Origin of the sequence: Phaeobacter sp. JH20_29, from assembly GCF_048056175.1 — a bacterium.
GTDB classification, from domain to species: domain Bacteria; phylum Pseudomonadota; class Alphaproteobacteria; order Rhodobacterales; family Rhodobacteraceae; genus Phaeobacter; species Phaeobacter bryozoorum.
In genome coordinates, this window is the sequence record NZ_JAYMWO010000009.1 from 17,690 (window position 1) to 41,551 (window position 23,862).

The window sequence follows — 23,862 nt, forward strand, 5'->3', positions numbered from 1 at the left end:
GGATGATGCGCCATCCAGCAAGACTCTGCACCTCAGCGGTGCAGGGCTCCAGCCATTCTCGATCACGACACCGATCAAAACGGCGGCACCCTGTGCCGATGGCTGGAGAGACATATGACACAGGGCAATCCCCCACCCTCAAATGACAGCGCCCGCCGCTGCCCGCAGCGGATCCTGATCCGGCGAGCCTTGCGCCGGGTCGCCGCCCTTATGCGCTGCGCAAAGGATATGGCAGCGATCTCTCCGCCGTCCGGTCATAGCGGCATGGCGCGCTGGAGCCTGACCGGATTGCCGCCCAGCCCGCATGTGATCCCTGAATGGGAGAGGCCAATCATGACCGCTAACCCGTTGTTCCCCCTGCAAACCATAGCCAGCCCCCCGGCATCGTTCCTAGCCACGGTGCGCGCCGCCCCCGGACAAAGCTATATCGTCGCCAATTGGAGCCCATCATGACCACCCGCAGACCAGCGGCCCTTGCCGCGCTGTTGCTGATCCCCGCCTTCGTCGCCGCGCAGGAGGCGCCGGTGTCGCCAACCCCTCCCGCCCCGCCGGTGCCGCAGGTCGCAGCCGATGCCCCGGCATCGGTGATGCCGCAGATCCCCGCGACCACAGGCTCCGCCGCGCAAGCCCCAGCAGCAGCACCGGCACCGCAACCGGATGCGCCGCAGACCGCGGATGCCGCCGCCCCGGCGCAACAGCAGCGCCTTGCGCAGACCGCCAGCGATGCCACCGCGCAGGCCATGGCGCTCCTGCGTGATGGCGGCCCCTCGATCTGGGTGATTGCCGCTCTTTCGGTGATCACGCTGACGCTGATCCTGTGGAAGATCTGGCGGCTCGCGCTGATCGGCGCCTGGTCCCGAGGCAAGGCCGGCCGCGCTGTCGCCGCCTTTGAACGCGGCGAACCGGACATCGCCCGCGATATCGTCCGGGGCCGTCGCGGCATCCGCTCCAAAGTGGTCGCAACCGCGCTGGCCTCCGTCCACACCCTGCCTGAAGACCGCGCCCGCGAAGAAACCGCCCGCGTCGCCAAGCTGCATCTGGCCTCCGCCGGCTCTGGCCTTGGCGCGCTGGAGCTGATCGCCACCATCGCCCCGCTGCTTGGCCTTCTGGGTACGGTTCTGGGCATGATCGCGGCCTTTCAGGCCTTGCAGGCCGCCGGGTCCAAGGCCGATCCCGCCTTGCTGGCCGGCGGCATCTGGGAGGCGCTCCTGACCACTGCGGCCGGCATGGGTGTGGCCATTCCCGCCTCCGCCGCCCTCACCTGGTTCGAAGCCGTGATCAGCCGCATTCGCCGCGACCTTGAGGACAGCGCCACCCGCATCTTTGTCGCCCACCAGCCGCCATCGCTGAAACTGGCCGCCGAGTAAGCCGATGCACCTCACCCAAGCTCAGCGCCCCCGACGCAAACCCAGCCTGACGCCGATGATCGACGTGGTGTTCCTGCTCTTGGTGTTTTTCATGCTGGCCTCCCGCTTTGGCACCGATGTGGTGCTCGACCTGCCGCTTGCGGGTCAGGGCGGCAGCTACAACGGCCCGCCCCGGCTGATCGGCATCGGTGCCGACAATCTCGATCTCAACGGCCAGCCGGTGGCCGAGAGCAACCTGCCAGCGGCGCTCGCCCTGCTGATGGACAGCCCCGGTGACATGCTGGTGCTGCGCGGGCGCGATCAGGCCGATGTGCAGCGGATCACCGATGTGACCACCCTGCTGCGGCAGGCCGGGTTCAGCAATTTTGTGCTGGTGGACTGAGGAGACCCTGTGGACCTGACCGATCCCCCCCGCCGGATGCGCGCGGAATCCATCGTGCCGATGATCAACGTCGTATTTCTGCTGCTGATCTTCTTCCTCATGACCTCGCGGCTCGCCCAGCCTGACCCGTTCGAGGTGACCCCGCCCGCCGCCGCGCTGGAGGGTGAGCCAACATCCGATGCCGTGCTTTTTATCGACGCTACCGGGCGGCTGAACTTCGACGGCCACGAAGGCACCGCCGCGCTCAGCCGACTTGCCGACGCCAGCGGCAAAACCATTCAGCTGCGCGCCGATGCCCGGTTGCCCGCAACCGAACTGGCGCGGATCCTGCGCCAGCTGGCCGCCGCCGGGCTCAGCCGCGCCGAACTGGTGGTGCGCCCACAATGAAACGCGCCGCCGAACTCACCGTCTTTGCCGGGATCGCCACGGTGATTCACGTTGCCCTGTTTGCCAGCGCCCCCAGATCCGGCGCCCAGTCCAGCGGCGCGGGCGGCGATGCTCTGGTCTCGGTTCAGGCCGCCAGCGCCACCGTGGTCGAGATGGTCGAAACCTGGGAGCGCCCGCCGCAGACCCAGCCCCGGATCGACACCGATCTGACCCCGCCACAGACCGCCCCTTCGGCCCCCGTGATACCGCAGTTCGACCTGGCGCAGGCGCCCAGCGCCGCACGGCAGCTCGCGATCAGCCCTCCGCCCCCCGCTGACAGGCTCGACGTCGACAGCGCACCACCGCCGCCGCTAGCGCCACCGCAGACCGTGCCGCGACCACAGCCCGATCCCGATCTGCGCCCCCGCGCAAAACCACGCGCCAAGCCGGAGCCGCAACCGCAAAACGCCCGCAAAGCCGAGCAGAGATCATCGGGGCGCGATGCCCAGCGCGCTGCCGGATCGGGCGGCGGCGCCGAGGCGGGTCAGGCGGGCAGCTCCGCAGCCGCCACCGCAGAGGCCGGTCGACAGGCCAAGCTTCAGGCGATCTGGGGGGCCAAGATCCGCGCCCGTATCGAACGGCGCAAACGCTACCCGTCAGGCGCGCGCGGCAACGGGCGGGTGGTGGTGCGTCTCACCGTTGCCCGCAGCGGTCAGCTGATCAGCCACCGGATCGCCAGATCCTCCGGCAATGCCGCGCTGGATCAGGCCGCGCTTCAGGCCGTCGCCCGCGCCGCAAATTTCCCCGCCGCCCCCCGGCAGCTGACGCTTAGCCAGATGACATTCAGCCTGCCGATGGATTTTTCGAAGTAACGGCGCGACCGTCCAAGCGCGCCCTTGTGCAGGCGTGAAACCCTGTCCGCACCCCGTCGCAGGATCACCGCGCCACCGATGCGCCCGCAGGCCGGCGCCAGTGTCGGTGTCGGCGCCTGTTCGCCTAATCTGTTCGCCTAATCTGTTCGCCCAGTCTGTTAACCTCACAGAAATATCCGTTGCGGTCTTACCAGATATCCGCGCCCGCACGCTCAGCAACGCCCAGAAAAAGTATCAGCCTGCCTGTCCGAATGTTTCGCGCGCGAAACAATTAGACAGGGACGCTGACCTTTTCCACAGCACGAGCTGACAACCGGGCTGCCCCAGACACGGACCATGCCGCGCCACCTCGCACCCAAGGTTTACGCCGCAGGCCGCTGTGCCTCAGCCACCGCAAGCTCCGCCATCTCAAGGATCGCCGCGCGGGTGTCGGCCACCGCGATGAACCGGGCGTTGTGGCAGAATTTGGCCCCCTTGACCCCGCAGGCCGCCTCAAGCGCGGCATCGGTCAGCCCGGCCCAGGCCGCAGGCAGATCGGCGCGGCTTTCAAAGCTGTCGCCGCTCTTGCGGATGGTGGTCAGCGTCCAGTCGCTGCTGCGCGGATGGACCACGAACAAGAGATGGTCAGCCCCGGCCGCCTCGACCGCCGCGCGAAAGGGCATTCCCATCGGCAGCTCCAGCACCCGCGCCGCACCTGCGGCCTCGATCGCGCTCAGCACCATAACCTCGGCGCGCCGTTTCGCCGCCCTCCCCCGGACCGCCGCCTCGACAAAGGCGCGCGCCACCGGCAGTGCTGCCAGAAACGCCTGATCATCCGCGCCCTCGCGGCTGTCGTCAAACGCCGGCTTCAGCGTCTCCAGCAGCACCGGCAGCGTCATTCCCGCCAGCGGCCCCGCAACCGAAGGTTCAATCGCGCCATTGTCCAGCAGATCCACCGGCAGCACGAACCCCTGGTCAAAACTGTGGTGGATCACCTCGATATCCACCTCCGGCACCGCCAGACTGCGCAGGTAATCGCGGCCATAATGCCGCCAGATCAGCCCAAAGGAGCTATAGGGCTGCCCATCGTCGCGCAGCGGATTGGGGCGCTGGTGATGATCGAAAACCTGCGCCTCGGCATCATAGGCCCGGCCCACGTCATAGATGATCCGCCCCGCCTGCGGCGTGATCCAGGCCTCCTCCCGCGAGCGCAGCAGCGTGGCATCGGGAAACAGCCGCGTCAGAATGACCGAGGACAGCAGTTCATCGGCATGAAACCCGCCGGAATGGGTCACAAGATGGGTGATGGTCATCAAAGGCGCTCCGCAAGGGCTAACAGGCGTCGGGCACCCGCAAGGCCACCCATCGGTATCAAAGGCGGCGTCGCCATGCGCGCATCATCACGCCCCCGGCGCCGCGCCAGGCTCTTCCCCCGGATAGCGCATCGTGCTGGCAAATTACAGGGGCGAAAAACACCCGCAGATCATTGGCTTGATACACCCAGTGGCAGGTCGGCTAGGCGGCGGGTTTGCGGACCTGAATGCGGGTCCATTTCTCGCCGCTCCACAGATCATGCAGCGCGCCGATCTGGCCCAGCAGCGCGCGCTGGGGGGCGGCCTCGGCATCGCGCAGGTCGAGGATGATCGCCCCATCGGGTTTGACGCTGTTCTTCCAGAAGGTCTCATAGGTGCTGACCGGATAGTGAAAACCGCAGCTGAGCAGCGACAGCGCCAGATCGACATCTCCGATCCGGTTCGGATCCTCGCGGCCCGGATTCACCGTCGTCACATCCGCCACGCCATTGGCGGTCAGAAACGCCCGCGCGGTGCTGAGACTGCTATAGGCGGCCCCTTCGGCGTCGAAGCCGAAATGGGTCGCCTCATTGTCTTCCAGGTCGATCAGGGTGATCGCGCAGGCAAACTCCCGCGCCAGAAACAGATCAATGAAACCATAGCCACATCCGATATCCGCGACATGTTTCGGCGCAAGTGTCTCCAGCGTGGGCTTCAGCGCCAGATACTCAAGATAGAGCACGGAAATCGCGCGTTTCAGCAGCAGATCGCCGCGGCGCGCCACTTCGTCCTGCAACTCCTCCGGCTTGCCCTTGGACCAGCGCCGGATCGGTCGGCCGGGACGGTCCAGATCAAAGAGCACCTCGGACCGCTGAAGCACGGTGTTCAGAATATCGGCCTCGCTGAACATGGACAGATCCAGCGTTTCGACCACGCTGGACTGGGCAACCTCTGTGACACGATCTGCGTTGAACATCCTCGCGCTCCTTGCGTCTTCTGTGGCTCTGCGCTGCTGCCGGGCAGCACATCGGTCTGATACCATGAGACCGCAGATAGCGGTAGGAAAACATCCTTCGCAGGCTTGGACTTATCGCAGGTTCGGCATGCGGTCAGTACATCACCGTGTTGAGCGTGACCTCGGGCCGCTGGCCTGCGGCGAGCTTGGCGCTGCCACGGGCGATCAGCCAACCATCTTCCCGTTCCAGCCGCGCGACAAGCCGCCGGGCGGTATGGTTCTGCGGCAGCTCTGTCTGCGGCAGGCTGAATGCGATCTGCCGGCTGGCGCCATCGCTGATGAGATCGACCCGCGCCGCAGTGTCATCGGGCGCATCTGCCTGCGACGGATCCGACAGAAAGACGGTGATCCGCCCCTTCGGGATCTTGCCCTCGCCGGCAAAGGTGACAATCCCCTGCACCGCTCCCGGCTGTGCCCGGCCGCGATCAGCGGTGACCACCAGCGCGGTTGCAGCCAGCCCAAGGATCAGCTGACGCCGGTGCAGCGGCTGGATATGGGACCGAGGTTGGGACTGTCTGATAGACTGCGGGGCAAGATAGCGGGGCATGGTGTTTCCTCTCCCGAAACATAGCCGACACAGGGGGCGCAATCGGCCCCCTGTGCCTGTTCGTATCAGATCAGATGATCACAAAATCATCTGCTGTCAGCTGTAGCCCGGACTGCAACTGGGCGAACTGGATCGCATCGTCACCACCCCGACCGTCCGCGTCATAGGTCAGCGCACCGCTGGAGGTGTTGTAGACAATCCGGTCCGCCGCATCGAGCGCGGTACCCGAAGCGCTGCTGTGGAAGGCGCCAAAGTCCAGCACACCCTCTGCGCCCACTTCGGTGAAGATCGCGCTGTCCAGCAGGATGGTGTCACTGGCCACATCGAAGTCGCGGATCTCGTCGATATTGTCCGCACCCAGCTCGGTCGAGAAGCGGAAGTAATCGTCTCCCTGACCACCAAAGAGCGTATCCGCCATCAGACCGCCATCCAGCATGTCGTTGCCACGTCCGCCCCTGAGCACATCCTCGCCCGCCTCGCCCGGCTGCGCCGGTGCCGGTGGGAATTCGACCGAGACATTCAACTCATAGGTGGAGCCTTCAGGCACGCTCTCGGACCAGCCATCGGCGGTATCCGGCGACCAGCTGCCCTCAAGGATGTAGTAGGTACCGGTTTCCTCGACCACAAAGACAGTGCTGGAGTCGCGGTTGCTGGTGGAGCCGGGATCGCCGCCGCCATCATCGTTCTGGGTGACGATATTGCCCTCGCTGTCCAGCAGCCGAACCCAGCTGTCGTGAACATTGGGATCGGCAATCCCGTCGATGTCGATGGTCAGCACGGTGCCCGCCGCCAGATCAATGCGGTAGTAACCACCCGCCCCGTTGCCGGTGGCATTCACTGTTGTGTGCAGCACGCTGGTCGAGTCAAAGATATCCGGGTCCTCGGTCAGCGAGAAGTTATCCGAGATATCAAAGGCGGTTTCGATCGAGTTATTGGTCGCATCCGGACCCAGCGTAGCGTAGCCGGTGCCAAGACCGGGCTGCGGTATCGCATCCGCGGCATCGGCAAAATCCCCCAGCAGGGTGTCATCCCCGTTGCCGCCTTTCAGGGTGTCATTGCCCCCCTGCCCGGTCAGCACATTGTCGGAGCCGTCGCCCTTGATCCGGTCATTGAAACCGGAGCCGGAGATATTCTCGATGGAAACATAGGTGTCGCCCGCGGTCTTGCCATTGGCCATGTTCAGCTTCACGCCACGGGTCGCATTGGCGTAGTCGGCCGTATCGCTGCCCGCGCCGCCATCAAGCAGGTCCGCCCCGCCACCGCCGGTCAGAACATCGTCGCCGGCACCGCCGCTCAGGGTGTTTTCGCCATCCGAGCCGATCAGGTGATCGTCATGGAGCGAGCCAACCGCGTTTTCCACATCCACGATGATGTCATGACGGATCGTGGTGCCGCGTCCGACGATCTGCACCGGTCCGTCAGCGTCGCCGCCACGGGCTGTGCCGTTTTCCAGATCGACAGTCACCCCGACCGAGCTGGTGGTATAGACCACGGTATCCACGCCCGCGCCGCCGTCGAGATAATCCTGACCGCTGCCGCCGATCAGAACGTCGTCGCCGTCCTCACCATAGAGCATGTCACCGTCGTTGCCGCCATCCAGCGTGTCGTCACCGCCGCCGCCATTGAAGACGTCGCCGCCGCCCTGACCCCAGAAATGGTTGTTGTCGGAGGTGCCGATAAACCGGTCGATCCGGTCATCCGAGCCGATCAGGTTTTCAATGCTGTAGAAGGTATCGCCCGAAGCGGTGCCCCCGCTGGCCACATTGGTTTCCAGGTTGACCAGCAGCTGGAACGGGCTTTCCTGGCTGAAATCAACGGTGTCGATCCCTGCCCCGCCGCGGAACACATCGGCCCCCGCCTGACCGCGCAGCAGGTCGTTGCCATCGCCGCCGTCCAGCAGGTCGTCGCCCGCTCCGCCGTTGATAGTATCATTGCCATCGCCGCCATAAAGCGCGTCATTGCCATCGTCGGTTTCGGTCTGATCCTCAAGGTCAGCAATATCAATGGTGTTGTTGATGTCGCGGCTGGCCAGCGTATCGCGCCCGCCAATGATCAGATCATCGCCACCAAGGCCAAAGATGGTGTTGCCACCGGCACCGCCATCCAGCGTCTCATTGCTGTCATCCCCGATGATCAGACTGTCCAGCGCATCGGTTGGCCCTTCGTTCGGCGCATCCGGCGCGTCGCTGCCCGGTGTTCCCGGCGTGCCGCCCGCGTAGATGATGGTCTCCACATTGGCGATGTCGCCCAGATCCAGCCCATCGGCCACCACGATCACGGTGTCATTGCCGCCGTTTTCTTCCTCGCGAACGATATCATCAATGGAATCAACGAAATAGACGTCATCTCCGCCATTGCCGGCCATGCGGTCATTGCCCGCGCGCCCGTCCAGAACATTGTCGCCGTCATTGCCGATCAGGATATCGTCGTAGCTGCTGCCGATCCCTGTCTCGATGTAGTATTCAGTCTGATCCGCGTTGTGCCCGGCAAAGATCGACACATTGTTGTTGTGCCCGTTGACGCTGGAAAACTCACCGGCACGCAGGTCCAGAATGGTGCTGGCGGTGGAGCCGGAGAAGTCGATGGTGTCATCGCCGCCGGTGTCATGGATCACAAAACCGATATCGTGCTGCGGCCCGTCCTCGGTCAGCAGGTAGCCGTATTCGCTGCTGTTGAAGCCATAGGTATTGTCATCGGTATTGAGGTTGATGATCTGATAGGTCCGCACGCCCTCATCATCGACGGTGGAGAAATAGCGGCGAATGATCGCCTCGATATCACCCATTAGCGGGGTCACCGCTGACCAGCGCGTATCCTCGCCCACGTCGATACCATCGAAATAGGACATGACGCTGTATTGCTGACGGTCATAGGTCCAGGTCGCATTGTTCAGATAGTTGATCTGCACGCCGCCGGGGCCGCTGTAGTTATACAGACCGGGGTGGTTCAGGCCGAATTCATGGCCGAACTCATGCACGAAGGTATCAAAGACATAGCCGCCAAGGTCGGTGATATTCGGCTCGGTATCGTGAAAACGCTGGCCGACGCTGACATAGCGGTCGCTGGAAAAGGCGCTGCCGTCGCTTTGTTCGCCGATTTCCGGGCTGACAACCTCCATCCAGTGCACATCGGCATCAAAGGGGGCGTCATCGACGATCTCAAATTGCAACGGCGTGACTGCGGACCACATCTCCAGCGCGCCGATGGCCGCCTCTTTGTAGCTGGGGTGATCATTCAGCCCGGTCAGGTTGATCACCAGCGGTTCAGCGGCGATTTCCGGCGTCAGGCTGCGTCCCAGCGCGCCCAGATAATCGAGAAACCCCTCGTAATCCTCGCTTTTGCCAAAGGGGTTCTCCGGCGTTTGATCATTGGTCCACCAGTCTGTGCTGGTCTCGGTTGATGTTGGCATGTTGGCCTCCCTGTCATTCAACCCAATCGTTCAACCCCGAGTAGTCAGATCTGATGGGCAAAATTCACCCGTAGCCCTCCGCAGGCATGTCGGAGCGCCCGGGCCGCCATCGGCTGACCTCGGAGATTATAGATATATTGGTTTCGTGCCCTGATCGTTTCCGAATTGAATGATCGTTCAACTCACTATTTCTGGTGAGTTTTTCGGCACTCCTTGGTTTCGGCAAAAGCTGGCCCATTGACGTCGGGACATGAGCGAAGTTGTGCGGACAGTTGCAAGGGCCGCAGAACCGCGCAGAACGGCGAATTGACAGGTGACCGCCGTTCCGCTGATCGAATCAATCATAGGTAGCACACCTGACGCCCACAGCATGGCCCCGCCCCAGCCCTGCCGCGCCACGACCGGGCGACAACCGAGCCAGAACGCCGGTAACCGGGCCGCAGGCCTCCGCTGCCATTGGGAGGGGGCTGATTTGGGCCGCCGGATAGGCTCTGTTGCACAAATCGTGTGAAGGGGGCGCTTCCCCTTTCCCCGGACGGACTTACCCTACGGGCTCTGTGACAGGTATGCCAAGGGCGGTGTAGCGGTTTAGAACCGCGATCCGGATTTGGTGTCCAGCGACCTGTCGGTCGAAGTCTCGTGAGGCGATGCGTACGCCGAAGGATTTCAGACATCGCATCTTTGCCTCGATCCGACTTCGGGCATGATAGCCGGTCCATCGCTTCCAGATGGCCCGCCCGAGGTGCCGGGTGGCGCGCAGGATCCCGTTGCGGGCCGTTGCGGCCGGACAGTCTTCCTTCCAAAGACGCTCGTTCTTGCGGATAGGGATGACGGCGGCGGCGCCTCGATCCAGGATGGCCGTATGGCAGCGGCGCGTGTCGTAGGCGCCATCCCTTGCCCGGCAGTGCATGTCTACATGCACGAGAAGGCGGTCACGGTGCAGATCTGTTCCTCTGGCGGCACTGGCTCAGAAGTTCGGGCAGGGCCGAACTGTCGCCTTTGTCGCTGGAAGGGTTTTGTTGCACAAATCATCTGAGGGATTCACTGTTTGAATCCAGAGTGATAGCTGACGGGCATGAGCAGTTGGTCCCTCAGATGATTTGTGCAACAAAGCCGTGACAACCTCAAATCAATGCCTATTAAATGAAGGCAAAGTGACCCTGCTTTTTCTACTTTTCACCCTCGTGCAGAATGAGATAAAGTAAATACACTGGACCACCCAGAAGCATGCTATTCACACCCAACCTCAATCCAACAAGCATGTCCCTATCCGGTAACCAAAATTTCAAAACAACACAAATCAAATAAAGACTCAGAAAAGGTTTGAATTTTTCACTTTTCACAGGGCATCTCTCGCCAATCTAAATTTTAAATACATCAATTTCTGCATGCCAATATTCATAATTTCCTCAAGAACTAATTATATTAGAAAAACGACCTCAACTTCACCTAAGGAATTTTCCCCTAACTAACCGCCTAACAGGCCGACCCTCGACGCCAAAAATTTGATATACTCCAAAAAACACCCACATTTGTTCAGCTATTATAAAAGTGGAACCTAGTAAATACGGAGATATAGGTATGACACATATCGCAATTACAATCCTCGCCACATCATTATTTACCGAAACATACCCCGCAATAATTGACTCCACCACCATCAACATTAAGATTACCAGAGATGATATTAAGTGTATAAGGCCGGCGCCGACTATAACGTTTCCGTCATCAATTTTTGAGATGCAAAAACTATACAGCTTTTTCACCCGAGATCTCCTAAAAATGAGTAGTAACAAACCCTCAGCGCCAAAGAAAATTCAAACAAAACGCGCATAACTCCCCCCGGTCAATTCATACCCCAATCTTACCGCCAGCTTATGCGCCCGTGGCAGATCAACACCGGACGTTATATGCAGCGATACTTCGCGTGCGTTCTGGGCTTTGGCCCAGCGATGGAGACCTTGAATCAGCGCAAGTGCGATACGGCCTCCGCCGAGGGAGCTGCGGACACGGCGCGACACCGCGATGGTGTTGATGGACGCAATTCGGACATCTGTTCCGATATGAAATTCCCTAACGGTACAAAAGACGCCAACCCGTCAGGTACTTCCCCTTTCAGGGCTAGCAGTACGATCTGCGGCGCCCCATCCACCAAAGCCCGCTGTACCAGCTTTCGCACTTTATCCTCGCTGAAAGGAATGTCCCGGTAGCGGCTCTCTTCATGCGCCTCTTGCGCGATCCTAGCGATCGCGGGGATATCATCATCACTGCTTACGACACGATAAGTAAGTTCTCGGGAGAATTTATTCATATCCGCTCAACCATTATGCATAAGCTTTTGCCACGGCTACCTTCCGTTATTGCATCTTTCAAGTAACCATCACCCAACCGCGATAAAAAACTGGCTCACGCCCCATAGCTAAGAAATGACGAGTGCTGCGAAGGCGATGGCCGAGCGGAATACCTTGGGACAGCGGTCATAGCGTGTTGCGACGCGCCTCCAGTGCTAGAGCCTGCCGAACATGATCTCGATGCGGTTGCGTCGTTTGTATCGGCGCTTGTCATGTTTGACCGGGGTCTTTCGTTGCTTTCGGCCGGGGATGCCTGCGCGTATCCCTTTGTCTTACAACGCTTCTCGGAACCAGTCAGCGTCATAGCCGCGGTCCCCGAGCAGCCATTTGACGTTCGGCAGGGCGCGGAGCAACGCCCGCGCACCGATGTAGTCGCTGACCTGCCCAGCGGTGACGAACAGGCTGAGCGGTCGCCCGTGGCTGTCACAGATGGCATGCAGTTTGGTATCCATGCCGCCCTTGGTTCGGCCGATCAGGCGCCCACGCCCCCGTTCGTCGGGGAATTGATCCACTGGATCAATTCCTGACCCTCCTTAATTCGCTGCCATGCTGGTCGCTGTGCGGTGGGCTTTGAGATAGGTAGCGTCAATCATCACGGTCTGTTCTTCGCTGTGCCCGGCGGCCTGGCCCGCCATCATCCGCGCGAAGAGCCTTTCTCGCTCCAGCGCTTCCAGCGGCTGTAGAGAGTCTTGTGCGGGCCATAGGCTGCAGGGGCATCGCGCCCCCTTAACCCATTGCGGTTGATGAAGATAATCCCGCTCAAACCCGCTTGTCATCAACCCGAGGCTTACCATGCGACTTCGGAAAGAAGGGTTTAAGGCGCGCCATCTGGGCATCGGTCAGCCAGAAAAGATCAGACATATCACCGCTCCGTTTTCGGAACCGTGAATCACGCGTTGCAGCGGAAATCAATGCATCCTGACCCTAGTGCGTCCAGGGGGCGCGGCGGTTGGTGGCGAAGTTTTCGCCGTAGCCGCCCGCCCGGATGTTGGCCTTGCGGGTCTTTGGTTCGGTCACGATGGCGTCGATGCCATTGGCCTCGGCGTATTCCAGCGCCGCTTCCTTGGTGTCGAACCGCAGGCGGACCTGGCTTTGGGTGTCATGTGAGGAGGTCCAGCCCATCAGCGGATCCACTTCCCGCGCGCTGGAGGGCACGAAATCCAGGACCCATTTGCGGGTCTTGGCCATACCGGAGGTCATGGCATTCTTGGCTGGCCGATAAATCCGCGCTCGCATGGGATATCTCCTCTCAGATCTCTGCCCCCTATATGCGCTGAACCCTGATCACGGGCAAGGTGGCAAATGCCGCAGATTGCACGGGTTTGGCAGGAAAAACCGGGATTTCCGCCCTCAGCGACCGGCATTTTGCGCCGCTGCGAAGCCATCGTCGGGCGCGGGGTGGAAAAAGCCCCTTGAATAAGAACAAAAACAGACCAATCTCTGCCCCTAGCAGGAGAGAGCCATATGCCATACGCCCATTCCGACAAATCCATGCCCATGATGGCCGACCGCGCGCCGCAGCAGCGTCCCAAGCTGGAAGGCGGGCGGAAATTTGTCATGCACACCGAGTTCGATCCGGCGGGCGACCAGCCCACCGCCATCAAGGAACTCTCCGAAGGTGTGCTGGAGGGCGAGCGCAATCAGGTGCTGCTGGGCGCCACCGGCACCGGCAAGACCTTTACCATGGCGAAGGTGATCGAGGAGACCCAGCGCCCGGCCATTATTCTTGCCCCAAACAAGACGCTGGCGGCGCAATTATACGGCGAATTCAAAGGCTTCTTTCCCGAAAACTCGGTCGAATACTTCGTCTCCTTCTACGACTATTACCAGCCGGAGGCCTATGTCGCGCGCTCTGACACCTATATCGAGAAGGAAAGCCAGATCAACGAACAGATCGACCGGATGCGCCACTCAGCGACCCGTGCGCTGCTGGAACGGGACGATGTGATCATCATCGCGTCGGTCTCCTGCATCTACGGCATCGGTTCGGTCGAGACCTATTCGGCGATGACGCAGGACCTGAAGGTCGGCGACGAATATGACCAGCGGCAGGTGATGGCCGATCTGGTTGCCCAGCAGTACAAGCGCAACGATCAGGCGTTTCAGCGCGGCTCCTTCCGGGTGCGCGGCGATTCGCTGGAGATTTTCCCGGCCCACCTTGAGGATCGCGCCTGGCGGCTGTCCTTCTTTGGCGAGGAGCTGGAAGGCATCACCGAGTTCGACCCGCTCACCGGGGAAAAGACCGGCAGCTTCGACCAGATCCGGGTCTATGCGAATTCGCATTACGTGACGCCGAAACCAACGCTGAAACAGGCGGTGATCTCGATCAAGGAAGAGCTGAAAATGCGGCTCGACCAGCTGGTTGGTGAGGGCAAGCTGCTGGAGGCGCAGCGGCTGGAACAGCGCACCAATTTTGACATTGAAATGCTGGAGGCCACCGGCCATTGCAACGGGATCGAGAATTATTCGCGCTATCTGACGGGCCGCGCACCGGGCGAGCCGCCGCCGACCCTGTTTGAATTCATTCCCGACAATGCCATTGTTTTTGCGGATGAATCCCATGTCTCCGTGCCGCAGATCGGCGGCATGTACAAAGGCGACCATAGGCGCAAATTCACCCTCGCGGAACATGGTTTCCGCCTGCCATCCTGCATGGACAACCGTCCCCTCAAATTCGAGGAATGGGACGCGATGCGTCCGCAGTCGGTGTTTGTTTCCGCCACGCCCTCGGCCTGGGAAATCGAACAGTCCGGCGGCGTCTTTGCCGAGCAGGTGATCCGCCCTACCGGCCTTCTGGATCCGCAGGTGGAGATCCGCCCGGTCTCGATGCAGGTGGATGATCTGCTGGACGAGGTGCGCCGTGTCACCGCCGATGGGTTCCGCACCCTTGTGACCACGCTGACCAAACGCATGGCCGAGGACCTGACCGAATACCTGCACGAACAGGGCATCAAGGTGCGCTACATGCACTCCGACATCGACACGCTGGAGCGGATCGAAATCCTGCGCGATCTGCGGCTTGGCGCTTTTGACGTGCTCATTGGCATCAACCTGTTGCGCGAAGGGCTGGATATTCCCGAATGCGGATTGGTCGCGATTCTCGATGCCGACAAGGAGGGTTTCCTGCGCTCGGAGACCTCGCTGATCCAGACCATTGGCCGCGCCGCGCGGAACGCCGAGGGCCGCGTCATCATGTATGCCGATCGGATCACCGGCTCGATGGAGCGCGCGCTTGGTGAGACCAACCGCCGCCGTGACAAGCAGATCGCCTATAACCTTGAACATGGCATCACGCCCGCGACGGTGAAAAAGAACGTCGAGGATGTGCTGGCCGGTCTTTATGCGGGCGATGTGGATATGAACCGCGTGACCGCAACCCTCGACAAACCGATGCACGGCGCCAATCTGGAGGCCCATCTGGCCGGGCTGCGCGAACAGATGCGCAAGGCGGCGGAGAACCTGGAGTTCGAGGAGGCAGCCCGGCTGCGCGACGAGGTCAAACGGCTGGAAGCGGTGGATCTGGCGATTTCCGACGATCCGCTGGCGCGGCAGTCCGCCGTCGAAGCCGCGTCGGAGGCGGCGGTCAAATCACGGGGCCGGTCCACTGCGGGCAAGGCCGGGACACGGGCCTATCGCGGCAAATCGCAGAAGAAATTTTCATAGGCGCCCACCGTTGCGGCGCGGCCTCGGCCCGGTCCGCAGCACCGGCGATCGGATAGGGGTCCAAAACGAAAATACCCCCCGCAAATGCGGGGGGCAGTGAATGCCGGGTCACAGGCGGACTGGCATTAGTTGGATTCGGCGGCAACTTCGTCAGCAGCGTCTTCCGGCGGGGTCACTTTCAGACCGGGCACCGAGATTTCGGCTTCTTCCATGGTCACATCAACGTCGGGAACCTTTACGGTGGCGGTTTCCTCGGTGATGGAGACGGAACCGACTTCGGCATCAAATTTCGGCAGGTTGCCACCTTCGACGCTGACATCCACGTCAGGCAGGCTTGCCTCTTCGGTCTGGTCGACGTCGACCATGTAGATGCCGACCGCAATGGCGATTACAGCAACAATACCCATAATAATTCCGGTAGCGGTTTTCATAGCGTGGTTCCTTTCAGATTGCGATACATCTCAGTGATGGTTCGAGAAGCAAACAATCCACCTCACAAAAAGGTTCCCAAAAATTTTAGCGGAACCTTTTTGGCGTCTGAAAGGTTGAGCAGACAGAACAAAATTGATGGAGAGAGAAAATGGGTTACAGTCTTCTTGGTCTGCTTATTCTTATCGCTGACCTCTACGCGATCTACCAGGTCCTGACATCCGGCGCATCGACCGCAGCCAAGGTGATCTGGACCCTTGTTATCCTGGTCCTGCCGGTGATCGGCCTGATCGCATGGCTGATCGCAGGCCCACGCGGCAGCAAAGCTCATATCTAACAGGGCGTTAGATAATGCCCCGGCAGCCAGATCATGGCGCCGGGGCATATTTTTATCTACACTAAGTGGTGCGGCAGGCTGCCCGCGCATCTCACCAGACAGCTATGAACAAACCGCCCTTATTTACAAAAGGTGGTTTTCTGCATTTTTCAGATCAGAAATCAAACAGGTCCTCAAGAAAGCCACCCCGTTTTTTCTTGTAGCGTTTTTCCGAATAATGCCGGTCTGAATCGCGTTTTTCAGGGCGATAACTGTCCTGCTGCCGGGGCTGCGGCTGCGGCGCTGGCTGGCTGGACCGTTCGATGATTTTATCCAATTCACCGCGATCAAGCCAGACACCCCGGCATTGCGGACAATAGTCGATTTCCACACCGGCCCGGTCGGTCATTACCAGCTGGGCGCCGTCAATTGGACATTGCATCGTTTTCTCCTCGCTAAACCTGATTGCAATCCAAGTGGGGTCGGCTGCCGCGCGGGACAAGCCTGTCGGCGACGAATTGCTGGCCTCGCGTCAAAAAACCGCAAGTCTCAGCGCACGACATGCACCGCACAGGCCGCGTGGCGCACCACCTGCGTGGCGGTCGATCCCAGCAGCAGGTCCTGCATCCCCGGCCGGTGCGAGGCGATGATGATCAGGTCGGGTGCGTTCTGTTCGGCCCAGTCCAGAATCGAACGACCGGAATGGCCATCAATCAGCAGCCCGGTCGCGTTGGGCAATGTCTGGGCCAGGCCGTCCAGCTCAGCCTGAAGCGCCTTGCGGGTGCCCTCCAGATAATCGACCGGCATATAGGAAATCGCATAGGCCGGCACCTGTTCGACCACATGCAGAAGGGTGATCCGGGCCTCTGGTGTGGCCAGCAGCCCCGCCAGCTTTAGCGGGGCGCTCACATCGCGGTCGGGATCAAACGAAATCGGGACAAGAATATTATGATACATTTGCGGTCTCCTCTGTCTGCGGCACCCCCATCATGAGGCCGCGCCCACCGGCCTGCCTTGATCGAGATCAGCCGCGTACAACAGGGAAACGCACCAGAGATCAAAAGGTTGCGGCAACCTCATACATCACCGGTTCAAAACTGCGACAAAGCTCGTTGATCTTGCGATTGCGGTTGCGCATCTCGGTGCTGCGCAGCATGGCCATAAAATCCTCCCGCCGCCGCCACTGCGAATAATTGGCGATCCGCGTCTGGGCGTCATTCACATGCAGCCCGGCAGAGATAAAGCCCGGCTGATGCGAAATGAACTCCGCATAGGCTTCGGTAAGAGCATCCAGCAGATCCTGACAGGTGCCCGGCGTCATCTCAAAGGTGGTGATCACGGTTTGGGTTTCGGTATTGGTCGCTATCGTCGGCATGGCTTCCTCCGTTGTCCATCTCCAGCCTACGCCGGTTTGAGGAAATCCGGCAGAGGTTTTTGCCCGCCCCGGCAGGATCGCCGATCCTTGTCCAACAGACGCATAAAAAGAGTGGTCAAAAATAAAATCAACTTTAAAGTGTTTTTATGCTGCACGGGTTCCTACGCTTACTGGCTGTCCTTGCCCTCTGCCTGATGCCGCTGGCCTCGGTTTCCGCCGGGGCGTGGTTGCAGCAGGAGGGTCAGGGGTTCAGCGCGACCAGCCTGACGCTGCGCCGCGACCTTGCCGCGCTGAAAGGGCTGAGCGAGGGGCAGCGCCTGCCGGCAGAGATCGGATTTTACGGGGAATTTGGCCTGCATCCGCGCTGGACGCTCGGCGCCGATCTGAATGTCAGCCGCGGCAGCTCCGCCCATGCGCTGCTGTTTCTGCGCCACCCCCTGCCCCGTCTGGGACAGGCGAACACCGCGGTGGAGCTGGCGCTGGGGGCCAATCAGAGCAGCGGGGTCTGGGCGCCGATGCAGCGGATCACCCTGTCCTATGGGCGCGGCTTCGACATCGCGCTGAAAGGCAGGCCGCTATCGGGTTGGATCGCTCTGGATCTGGGTCATGAATGGCGCAGCAAGGGGCGGCAGCAGACCTGGAAACTGGATGCCACGCTGGGGCTGAACCGCCCCGGCAAGCTGGCGCCGCTGCTGCAGGTGGAAACCAGCAGGACAGCGGGCGCGCCGCTGTCCTTTTCCATCACCCCCAGCCTGCGGCTGCCACTGGCAAAGCGGTTCGGAAAGAGCGCGCCGGAGCTGGTGATCGGTCTCCAGCACAAGCGCGCCGAAACACGCGCGCTGGGGATCAAACTGGCGATCTGGCACCGGTTCTGACCCCCAGCGCTGCGGATCACCTGTCCACACGCACCGTTACCTGCACCGTGCCGCGCACCGCCTCCGGCCAGACCAGCTGGACCTGATCGCGACGGCTGCCGACGCGCAGCTTGGCATAGGGCATGGCATGGCGATCGGCGCCGCCGCCGAGCTCTACCGGGCCAATGGCGACGACGCTGTCGATGCCCCGTGCCTGACCGCGAAATGGCAGCGCATCCTGGGTGTCGACGGTCCAGGTCGTGGCCGCGCTGCCCTGCACATGTTCAATCCTGAGCGGGTTGGCCACCGCGGTTGAGACGTTGTGATAGGTGTTGCCCTCGTAGAAGATATCCCTGGTGCGGCTGAAATCGAGGTCGGAGAAGCTGGTATCGACCCGCTCTGCCCGGTCGATGGTGCCGTTGATGGAGCGAAATTTATTCCCCGACACGGTCATCCCGTTCAGAAAATGGCCGCTGCCATAAGGCTTTACCACGATGTAGCTGAACCAGGGGGCGACATCGCCGGACAGGAACACATTGTCGGTGATCGACAGGGCGCTGAAGGAGAAGCCGCTGGTGAAATCGGGGCGGGCATCGCGTTCATTGGTCCATTCGACAAAACAATTGTCGATGTAATTGTCCGACACGGTCGAGGCGCAATTGGTGCTGGTCAGGATTAGACCGGCGGTGCGGCTGCCATCGGCAACGGTATCGCCCTGAAAGAAGTGGTTGCCGGTCACCGTCTGGTTCTGGCCACCCAGCAATGCGAAATGGCGGAACTTGGTGGCGCGATTGTTGCGCAGCTTGGCATCATTGGCGTTGACGTTCAGCGCGATGGATTGCCGGGCGCCGACATTCAGCGGCTCTTCATCGGACAGGAACTGGCAATTGTCGATCAGGATACCCTGACAGCCGGATCCGATGGAGGTGATGCCGCGGTTTCGTGGCCGCGAGATAAAGCAGTGGTCCAGGCTGAACACGGTGCCGGCCGGGGCCAGACGAATGCCGCTACAGCGCCCGTCGCACTGAATCTCGACCTCGGTCATGCCGAATTTACTGAGCGCGCTGAAGCCGCTGAAATCCAACATGTATTTGAAGTCGCGAAAGGTGTATTGCTGGGTGCCCACCGCATCATAAAGCGGCGCGGTCAGGGTCAGTTCGCCCGCGCCCACGTTCTTGTCCCGGACGTAGATTTCGCGCCCGACGCCGCTGCCTTCGACAAGCGCGCCAACGGGAATATTGGCGATATTGGCGACATTTGTCAGCTTGCGGGATGCGCTGGTGCTATAGGTTGCCTGAGCGGTGATGGTATCGGTGTCCCAGGCGGCATTGGCGGCAGCCTCCAGCTGGCCGTTGCGGATCACCCGGCGGGTCGCGTAGCTGGTCTTGTTGGGGACCGCCGCCTGCATATCGACGGGTCCGCGCAGGGTGACCTTGCGCCCGCACAGATCCAGCGATTCATGATCGGCATTGTTCAACAGCGCCTGAAACGCCTTCTTGAAGCCCAGTTCCTCATCCCCGAAAGCCGCGGCATAGCTGGGGAAATCGAAATTGCGGGTCAGCAGCAGCATCCGGCTGGTGGGCATGCGGACGGTGCCTTCAAACTGGACCTCATGGTTCATCGACACGGTGCTGCCGAGGTAGAATTCCCCCGCAGGGACCAGCACACGACGGCCGGCGGCCGCGGCATCAGCCGCCTCAAAGGCGGAGGTATTGTCGGTGCTGCCATCACCGATTGCGCCATAGTCGGTCACATCCACCAGGCTGATCATATTGCGCAGGAAGACTCCGGTGACATCGCGTACCTCGATATCATCGACCCGCACCACGCCGCCATTTGGCCCGATCAGATCCAGCCCCACATGGGCAAAGCGCCCCTCAAGCCCCCAGGCCATATCGACGCCATTGCGGCTGCCGGTGCCGATAATGGCCGATACCTCAACCACTTTTCCGTAGGTCGACAGGCTGGTGCCCGCCCCGGTCTCGACCACGCCGCCCAGATGACCGCCGCCCGACTGCCCGGCCCAGGCCGCGATGCGAACGGTTGGCAGGGCACCGCTGACCGCCTTTACCCGCGCGGTGACCTGCAAATAGCAGCCCGGCGTCAGCATGGTGCGGGTCATATTGCGCAGTTTCTGCACCGAAGCGGTCTTTTGCAGTTCCAGACAGCCGCCAAAATCGGCGTCTGCCGCGACAAAGGCCGCATTGGCTGCGCCCTGATAGGTGTCCGACCCCGGTGTGCCATTGCCGCTGGACCAGTTGTTGAGCCCCTCGGCAAAGGCCGGGGGCATCAGCTCTACGCCGTCAGTGATCGCTATGTTCATCAGTCACCCTTTCTAATACCGCCGTTTCCGGCTGATCAGGCCGCAGCCCGGTTCACTCAGGGAAAGGGTTGTAAAGGACGGGGTTTAACGCGCCCTCAGAGGGGCGTTCGCAGGGTATGCACCGGGGGGAGAATCAGGCGATGGATCAGGTCGCGGGCGCATCCTCCGTCAGCAGCTGAACGGCGTTGATCTTCCAGCCGGCCGGGGTCTCAACCATCTGATAATCCAGAAGATGTACCCGCCCCTCTGGATCGGTGATCATCACCCGCTGCCACAGGCCACCGGCCACGGTGCGCAGCCCCAGATAGCGCACCTCATCCGGTTGCCAGACCATCGGGTAGCCCGACTGCACCATCTGTGCAAAACGCTCGGAATTGCCGAACAGCCCCTGAATCATCGGCGACGCATGGGCAAAGGCGGCCTCGGAATCACGCCTGAGAAAGGCGGCGATCTGATCTGCAATCACGCCGGTTATCGCGCTATCGCGCCCCTCGGCGGCACCCGGAACCGGCAGCGACAACAGGGCGACAGAAACACTCATCAACAAAAACTTGCGCATGGCAGATCTCCTCTGATGCCCCTGTCAGCTAGCCCCGGCGCGGGCGCGGTCAATCACCGCTGCCTGTTTTGCCGCGCCGCTGCGCCCTGCGCGAAACAAAAAGGGCGCCCGTTACAGGCGCCCTTCCGTTGACATATGGCTGCGGGGTCAGACCAGCTCACCCGCCAGCGCCTGATCAATCAGCGTGATGGTGTCCTCGACCCCGTAAAGGGCGATGAACCCGCCGAAACGCGGCCCCTGCGTGGCGCCCAGCAGCACCTCGTAGATGGCCGAGAACCAGGCGCGCAGCGGCTCGAACCCGTGGATCTTGCCGATGGCAAAGACAACGGATTGCAGGAATTCCTCATCCGCGAAATCGGCCTCGGGCAGCGGGTCGGTGCTGCCTGCGATTTCGTTCTTCTTGGCAATCGCGGCCAGCGCGGCTTCGGGCGATTTCAGCGCATCCGCCAGATCCTGAAGCGCCGCACGCTCCTGATCGGTGGGCAGGCGATAGGTCTTTGCCGGTTTCACGAAATCGTTGAAATAGGCCACCGCAAAGCCCGCCGCCTGATCCATGGTCGGATTGCTCTCTGGCGTCGCGTCGGGGGCGTATTTGTTGATGAAGCCCCACATGGTTGCCTTGTCCTCGGCGCTGGAGGCCGAAGCAAGGTTCAACAGCATCGAGAATGGCACCACCATATCCGACTGCGGCACATCGCCTGCGTGGATGTGCCAGACCGGGTTGTTCAGCTGTCCCTTCAAATCCTGGGTGTGATAGGCGCGCAGCTGCTGGTGGTATTCGTCCACCGCCTTGGGGATCACATCGAAGTGCATCCGCTTCGCCGTCTTGGGCTTCAGATACATGAAATAGGCCAGGCTCTCGGTCGAGGCATAGGTCAGCCATTCATCAATGGAAATCCCGTTGCCCGAGGTCTTGGAGATCTTCTGACCGTTGGCATCGAGGAACAGCTCATAGGTGAAATGCTCCGGCGCCGGGACGCCCAGCACCCGGCAGATGCCATCATAAATCGGCGTATTGGTGGAGTGATCCTTGCCGTACATCTCGAAATCAACGCCAAGTGCCGCCCAGCGGGCGCCGAAGTCGGGCTTCCACTGAAGTTTCACGTTGCCGCCGGTCACCGGCAGGGTCCATTCCTTGCCGTCCTCGTCATCAAAGGTGATGGTATAGGTCTCGGCGCAGACCTTCTTCATCGGCACATAGAGCACGCGGCCGGTGTCCGGGTGGATCGGCAGGAAGATCGAATAGGTCTGACGGCGCTCTTCGCGCAGGGACTTCAGCATGATCGCCATGATGTCGTCGTATTTGTCGACGGCGCGCTTCAGGATCTCGTCGAACTGACCGGAGCCGTAGAATTCGGTGGCAGAATAGAACTCGTACTCGAAGCCGAAGGTATCAAGGAACCGGCGCAGCATGGCGTTGTTATGATGGCCAAAGCTCTCGTATTCGCCAAATGGATCCGGCACCGAGGTCAGCGGCTTTTGCAGGTGGTCCTGCAGGCTGTCGGCATTTGGCACGTTGCCGGGGATCTTGCGCATCCCGTCGAGATCATCCGAAAAGCAGATCAGCTTCGTCGGAATATCCGAGATCACCTCGAAGGCTTTCTTGATCATCGTGGTGCGGGCCACCTCGCCAAAGGTGCCGATATGCGGCAGGCCGGAGGGGCCATAGCCGGTTTCGAACAGGACATAGCCCTTTTCCGGCGCGCCCTTGGCATAACGTTTGAGAACCCGGCGGGCTTCTTCAAACGGCCAGGCTTTGCTCTTCAGAGCTTCTTCGCGCAGATCAGACATCATGTTCTCCATCGGCAACCGGAGGTGGCTCCGGTCGGACTGCTAGCCCCCCGTCTGCGGCGCTGTCTCGGGCGCCGGTGACTGCGGGCGGCTCACCACTGCCGGGCGCCCCATGCACCCGGTCGGCCTCACCTATGGTGAGCGGCGATACGTGTCAAGAAACCGCAGTGTTTCAGCACCAGAATAGCGCCCCAACAGCGCCCAAACGGCCCCAATGTCGCGCGATTTGCGCGGTCCCGGCGGGCGATCCCGCAGCGGCCTGCATTCTGCTGGCCCCTCGCCCCGCCCTGCCTGCTGCGCGCCCCTCGCCGCACCGGTGAAGAGCGGGAGGCGGCAGCGGATTTCACCCGGTGACGCATTGACCCGTTGATTGGGCCGGGGGGGATGCCTATTCTTGTTCACGAACCCGTGCCAATTTACTGGAATCCCACAATGAACACCCAGACCGCCCACCCCTTTACCCCGCAGGATTGCCTCGTTGCGCTGATGGTGGCGGTCTCGGCCTCGGATGAGAATATCCGCACCGCCGAGCTGGTGAAAATCCAATCCGCCGTCAACATGCTGCCGGTCTTTGCCGATTACGACATCGACCGGATGAACCGCACCTCGCAGACGGTGTTTGACCTTTTTGAGCAGGAGGACGGGCTGGATGCGCTGTTCGGCCTGATCCGCGAGGATCTGCCCGAGCGGCTGTTTGAGACCGCCTATGCACTGGCCTGCGATGTGGCCGCGGCCGATGGCAGCCTTGCCGAGTCGGAGCTGCGGCTGCTGGAAGAAATCCGCTATGAGCTGAACATCGACCGGCTGCACGCCGCCGCCATCGAGCGCGGCGCCCGCGCCCGCCATATGGTCTGAGGCAGGCACCACGGCAGCACCGGGCGCGAACGCCACAGAAGATCCGCTGCCGGGGCCAGAGAACGGCCGCGAACACTCACGCACTCAAGGGGCCGCGAGGCGGGGGGCTTCCCCGAT

At 61.4% G+C, this 23,862-nt stretch carries 21 protein-coding genes and 2 pseudogenes; 9 read left to right on the forward strand and 14 right to left on the reverse strand.

Going from position 1 to position 23,862, the window contains the following annotated elements; translation table 11 throughout:
• Positions 1-114: 114 nt before the first annotated feature.
• From VWZ85_RS06210 to VWZ85_RS06230, 5 genes are read left to right on the forward strand one after another with little or no spacing between them, the layout of a single operon-like run.
• Entirely contained in the window at positions 115-453 is a 339-nt protein-coding gene (locus tag VWZ85_RS06210; RefSeq protein WP_416595440.1) for a hypothetical protein, read from the forward strand.
• Positions 450-1,367, forward strand: coding sequence for a MotA/TolQ/ExbB proton channel family protein (locus VWZ85_RS06215; protein WP_416587444.1), 918 nt, complete (start codon positions 450-452; stop codon positions 1,365-1,367). The genes VWZ85_RS06210 and VWZ85_RS06215 overlap by 4 nt, the downstream gene beginning before the upstream one ends.
• A 4-nt stretch (positions 1,368-1,371) precedes the next feature.
• The gene (locus VWZ85_RS06220; RefSeq protein WP_416587445.1) at positions 1,372-1,749 is read left to right on the forward strand and encodes an ExbD/TolR family protein; all 378 of its coding nucleotides are present in this window, start codon (positions 1,372-1,374) and stop codon (positions 1,747-1,749) included.
• A 9-nt stretch (positions 1,750-1,758) separates the two neighbouring features.
• Positions 1,759-2,136, forward strand: coding sequence for an ExbD/TolR family protein (locus VWZ85_RS06225; protein ID WP_416539932.1), 378 nt, complete (start codon positions 1,759-1,761; stop codon positions 2,134-2,136).
• Positions 2,133-2,987 (forward strand): TonB family protein, encoded by an 855-nt coding sequence (locus VWZ85_RS06230; protein WP_416587446.1) that lies wholly within the window; start codon positions 2,133-2,135, stop codon positions 2,985-2,987. Before VWZ85_RS06225 ends, VWZ85_RS06230 begins: the two co-directional genes overlap by 4 nt.
• 362 nt (positions 2,988-3,349) lie before the next feature.
• Here VWZ85_RS06230 and VWZ85_RS06235 read toward each other — a convergent pair whose 3' ends face one another.
• From VWZ85_RS06235 to VWZ85_RS06265, 7 genes and pseudogenes are all read right to left on the reverse strand, one after another.
• The gene (locus VWZ85_RS06235; protein ID WP_416587448.1) at positions 3,350-4,279 is read right to left on the reverse strand and encodes an MYG1 family protein; all 930 of its coding nucleotides are present in this window, start codon (positions 4,277-4,279) and stop codon (positions 3,350-3,352) included.
• 202 nt (positions 4,280-4,481) lie between these two features.
• Complete coding sequence (locus VWZ85_RS06240) at positions 4,482-5,234, reverse strand: hypothetical protein (protein ID WP_416535151.1); 753 nt, start codon at positions 5,232-5,234, stop codon at positions 4,482-4,484.
• A 133-nt stretch (positions 5,235-5,367) separates the two neighbouring features.
• Positions 5,368-5,820 (reverse strand): hypothetical protein, encoded by a 453-nt coding sequence (locus VWZ85_RS06245; protein WP_340547275.1) that lies wholly within the window; start codon positions 5,818-5,820, stop codon positions 5,368-5,370.
• A gap of 70 nt (positions 5,821-5,890) precedes the next feature.
• Complete coding sequence (locus VWZ85_RS06250; protein WP_416587449.1) at positions 5,891-9,229, reverse strand: M10 family metallopeptidase C-terminal domain-containing protein; 3,339 nt, start codon at positions 9,227-9,229, stop codon at positions 5,891-5,893.
• 541 nt (positions 9,230-9,770) lie between these two features.
• Positions 9,771-10,239, reverse strand: a pseudogene (locus tag VWZ85_RS06255) (transposase); the annotation flags it as partial.
• Positions 10,240-11,648: 1,409 nt separating this feature from the next.
• Positions 11,649-12,441, reverse strand: a pseudogene (locus VWZ85_RS06260) (IS5 family transposase).
• 63 nt (positions 12,442-12,504) lie between these two features.
• On the reverse strand, positions 12,505-12,816 hold the full coding sequence (locus tag VWZ85_RS06265) for an ETC complex I subunit (protein WP_416536713.1): 312 nt from the start codon (positions 12,814-12,816) through the stop codon (positions 12,505-12,507).
• Between the two features lie 228 nt (positions 12,817-13,044).
• Here VWZ85_RS06265 and uvrB point away from each other — a divergent pair, with 228 nt between their 5' ends.
• The gene (gene uvrB / locus VWZ85_RS06270; protein WP_340547280.1) at positions 13,045-15,243 is read left to right on the forward strand and encodes an excinuclease ABC subunit UvrB; all 2,199 of its coding nucleotides are present in this window, start codon (positions 13,045-13,047) and stop codon (positions 15,241-15,243) included.
• Between the two features lie 125 nt (positions 15,244-15,368).
• On the opposite strand, the gene VWZ85_RS06275 is transcribed toward uvrB, so the two are convergent.
• Complete coding sequence (locus VWZ85_RS06275) at positions 15,369-15,674, reverse strand: hypothetical protein (RefSeq protein ID WP_340547281.1); 306 nt, start codon at positions 15,672-15,674, stop codon at positions 15,369-15,371.
• A 149-nt stretch (positions 15,675-15,823) separates the two neighbouring features.
• On the opposite strand from VWZ85_RS06275, the gene VWZ85_RS06280 reads away from it, so the two are divergent.
• Positions 15,824-16,009: a PLD nuclease N-terminal domain-containing protein gene (locus VWZ85_RS06280; protein WP_340547282.1), complete on the forward strand. Its 186-nt coding sequence runs from the start codon at positions 15,824-15,826 to the stop codon at positions 16,007-16,009.
• Between the two features lie 154 nt (positions 16,010-16,163).
• On the opposite strand, the gene VWZ85_RS06285 is transcribed toward VWZ85_RS06280, so the two are convergent.
• The 3 genes from VWZ85_RS06285 to VWZ85_RS06295 all read right to left on the reverse strand — a co-directional run bounded on the left by VWZ85_RS06285 (position 16,164) and on the right by VWZ85_RS06295 (position 17,363).
• A complete protein-coding gene (locus VWZ85_RS06285; RefSeq protein ID WP_340547283.1) occupies positions 16,164-16,430 on the reverse strand; it encodes a zf-TFIIB domain-containing protein in 267 nt (88 codons plus the stop codon).
• Between the two features lie 107 nt (positions 16,431-16,537).
• Positions 16,538-16,945 (reverse strand): universal stress protein, encoded by a 408-nt coding sequence (locus VWZ85_RS06290; protein WP_260098957.1) that lies wholly within the window; start codon positions 16,943-16,945, stop codon positions 16,538-16,540.
• Positions 16,946-17,045: 100 nt separating this feature from the next.
• Positions 17,046-17,363 (reverse strand): antibiotic biosynthesis monooxygenase family protein, encoded by a 318-nt coding sequence (locus VWZ85_RS06295; RefSeq protein ID WP_061049879.1) that lies wholly within the window; start codon positions 17,361-17,363, stop codon positions 17,046-17,048.
• 146 nt (positions 17,364-17,509) lie between these two features.
• Between VWZ85_RS06295 and VWZ85_RS06300 the strand changes: the two genes are divergently transcribed.
• Entirely contained in the window at positions 17,510-18,238 is a 729-nt protein-coding gene (locus VWZ85_RS06300) for a hypothetical protein (RefSeq protein ID WP_340547284.1), read from the forward strand.
• 16 nt (positions 18,239-18,254) lie between these two features.
• On the opposite strand, the gene VWZ85_RS06305 is transcribed toward VWZ85_RS06300, so the two are convergent.
• From VWZ85_RS06305 to VWZ85_RS06315, 3 genes are all read right to left on the reverse strand, one after another.
• Entirely contained in the window at positions 18,255-20,540 is a 2,286-nt protein-coding gene (locus VWZ85_RS06305; RefSeq protein WP_416587452.1) for a glycosyl hydrolase family 28-related protein, read from the reverse strand.
• 145 nt (positions 20,541-20,685) lie between these two features.
• Positions 20,686-21,099 carry a DUF4864 domain-containing protein gene (locus tag VWZ85_RS06310; RefSeq protein ID WP_416536711.1) on the reverse strand — a complete coding sequence of 138 codons (414 nt, stop codon included), beginning with the start codon at positions 21,097-21,099 and terminating at the stop codon, positions 20,686-20,688.
• Between the two features lie 147 nt (positions 21,100-21,246).
• Positions 21,247-22,890: a lysine--tRNA ligase gene (locus VWZ85_RS06315; protein ID WP_416536710.1), complete on the reverse strand. Its 1,644-nt coding sequence runs from the start codon at positions 22,888-22,890 to the stop codon at positions 21,247-21,249.
• 432 nt (positions 22,891-23,322) lie between these two features.
• Here VWZ85_RS06315 and VWZ85_RS06320 point away from each other — a divergent pair, with 432 nt between their 5' ends.
• Positions 23,323-23,745 carry a tellurite resistance TerB family protein gene (locus VWZ85_RS06320; protein WP_416536709.1) on the forward strand — a complete coding sequence of 141 codons (423 nt, stop codon included), beginning with the start codon at positions 23,323-23,325 and terminating at the stop codon, positions 23,743-23,745.
• Positions 23,746-23,862: the final 117 nt, after the last annotated feature.

What these genes read in the sequence shown, in the direction of transcription:
- VWZ85_RS06305 (WP_416587452.1), bottom strand. Translation starts at nt 20,540, where the DNA reads ATGAACATAGCGATCACTGACGGCGTAGAGCTGATGCCCCCGGCCTTT.
- VWZ85_RS06280 (WP_340547282.1), top strand. Translation starts at nt 15,824, where the DNA reads ATGGGTTACAGTCTTCTTGGTCTGCTTATTCTTATCGCTGACCTCTAC.
- uvrB (WP_340547280.1), top strand. Translation starts at nt 13,045, where the DNA reads ATGCCATACGCCCATTCCGACAAATCCATGCCCATGATGGCCGACCGC.
- VWZ85_RS06230 (WP_416587446.1), top strand. Translation starts at nt 2,133, where the DNA reads ATGAAACGCGCCGCCGAACTCACCGTCTTTGCCGGGATCGCCACGGTG.
- VWZ85_RS06235 (WP_416587448.1), bottom strand. Translation starts at nt 4,279, where the DNA reads ATGACCATCACCCATCTTGTGACCCATTCCGGCGGGTTTCATGCCGAT.
- VWZ85_RS06240 (WP_416535151.1), bottom strand. Translation starts at nt 5,234, where the DNA reads ATGTTCAACGCAGATCGTGTCACAGAGGTTGCCCAGTCCAGCGTGGTC.
- VWZ85_RS06265 (WP_416536713.1), bottom strand. Translation starts at nt 12,816, where the DNA reads ATGCGAGCGCGGATTTATCGGCCAGCCAAGAATGCCATGACCTCCGGT.
- VWZ85_RS06250 (WP_416587449.1), bottom strand. Translation starts at nt 9,229, where the DNA reads ATGCCAACATCAACCGAGACCAGCACAGACTGGTGGACCAATGATCAA.
- VWZ85_RS06245 (WP_340547275.1), bottom strand. Translation starts at nt 5,820, where the DNA reads ATGCCCCGCTATCTTGCCCCGCAGTCTATCAGACAGTCCCAACCTCGG.
- VWZ85_RS06275 (WP_340547281.1), bottom strand. Translation starts at nt 15,674, where the DNA reads ATGAAAACCGCTACCGGAATTATTATGGGTATTGTTGCTGTAATCGCC.
- VWZ85_RS06300 (WP_340547284.1), top strand. Translation starts at nt 17,510, where the DNA reads ATGCTGCACGGGTTCCTACGCTTACTGGCTGTCCTTGCCCTCTGCCTG.
- VWZ85_RS06295 (WP_061049879.1), bottom strand. Translation starts at nt 17,363, where the DNA reads ATGCCGACGATAGCGACCAATACCGAAACCCAAACCGTGATCACCACC.
- VWZ85_RS06220 (WP_416587445.1), top strand. Translation starts at nt 1,372, where the DNA reads ATGCACCTCACCCAAGCTCAGCGCCCCCGACGCAAACCCAGCCTGACG.
- VWZ85_RS06315 (WP_416536710.1), bottom strand. Translation starts at nt 22,890, where the DNA reads ATGTCTGATCTGCGCGAAGAAGCTCTGAAGAGCAAAGCCTGGCCGTTT.
- VWZ85_RS06290 (WP_260098957.1), bottom strand. Translation starts at nt 16,945, where the DNA reads ATGTATCATAATATTCTTGTCCCGATTTCGTTTGATCCCGACCGCGAT.
- VWZ85_RS06210 (WP_416595440.1), top strand. Translation starts at nt 115, where the DNA reads ATGACACAGGGCAATCCCCCACCCTCAAATGACAGCGCCCGCCGCTGC.
- VWZ85_RS06320 (WP_416536709.1), top strand. Translation starts at nt 23,323, where the DNA reads ATGAACACCCAGACCGCCCACCCCTTTACCCCGCAGGATTGCCTCGTT.
- VWZ85_RS06285 (WP_340547283.1), bottom strand. Translation starts at nt 16,430, where the DNA reads ATGCAATGTCCAATTGACGGCGCCCAGCTGGTAATGACCGACCGGGCC.
- VWZ85_RS06310 (WP_416536711.1), bottom strand. Translation starts at nt 21,099, where the DNA reads ATGCGCAAGTTTTTGTTGATGAGTGTTTCTGTCGCCCTGTTGTCGCTG.
- VWZ85_RS06215 (WP_416587444.1), top strand. Translation starts at nt 450, where the DNA reads ATGACCACCCGCAGACCAGCGGCCCTTGCCGCGCTGTTGCTGATCCCC.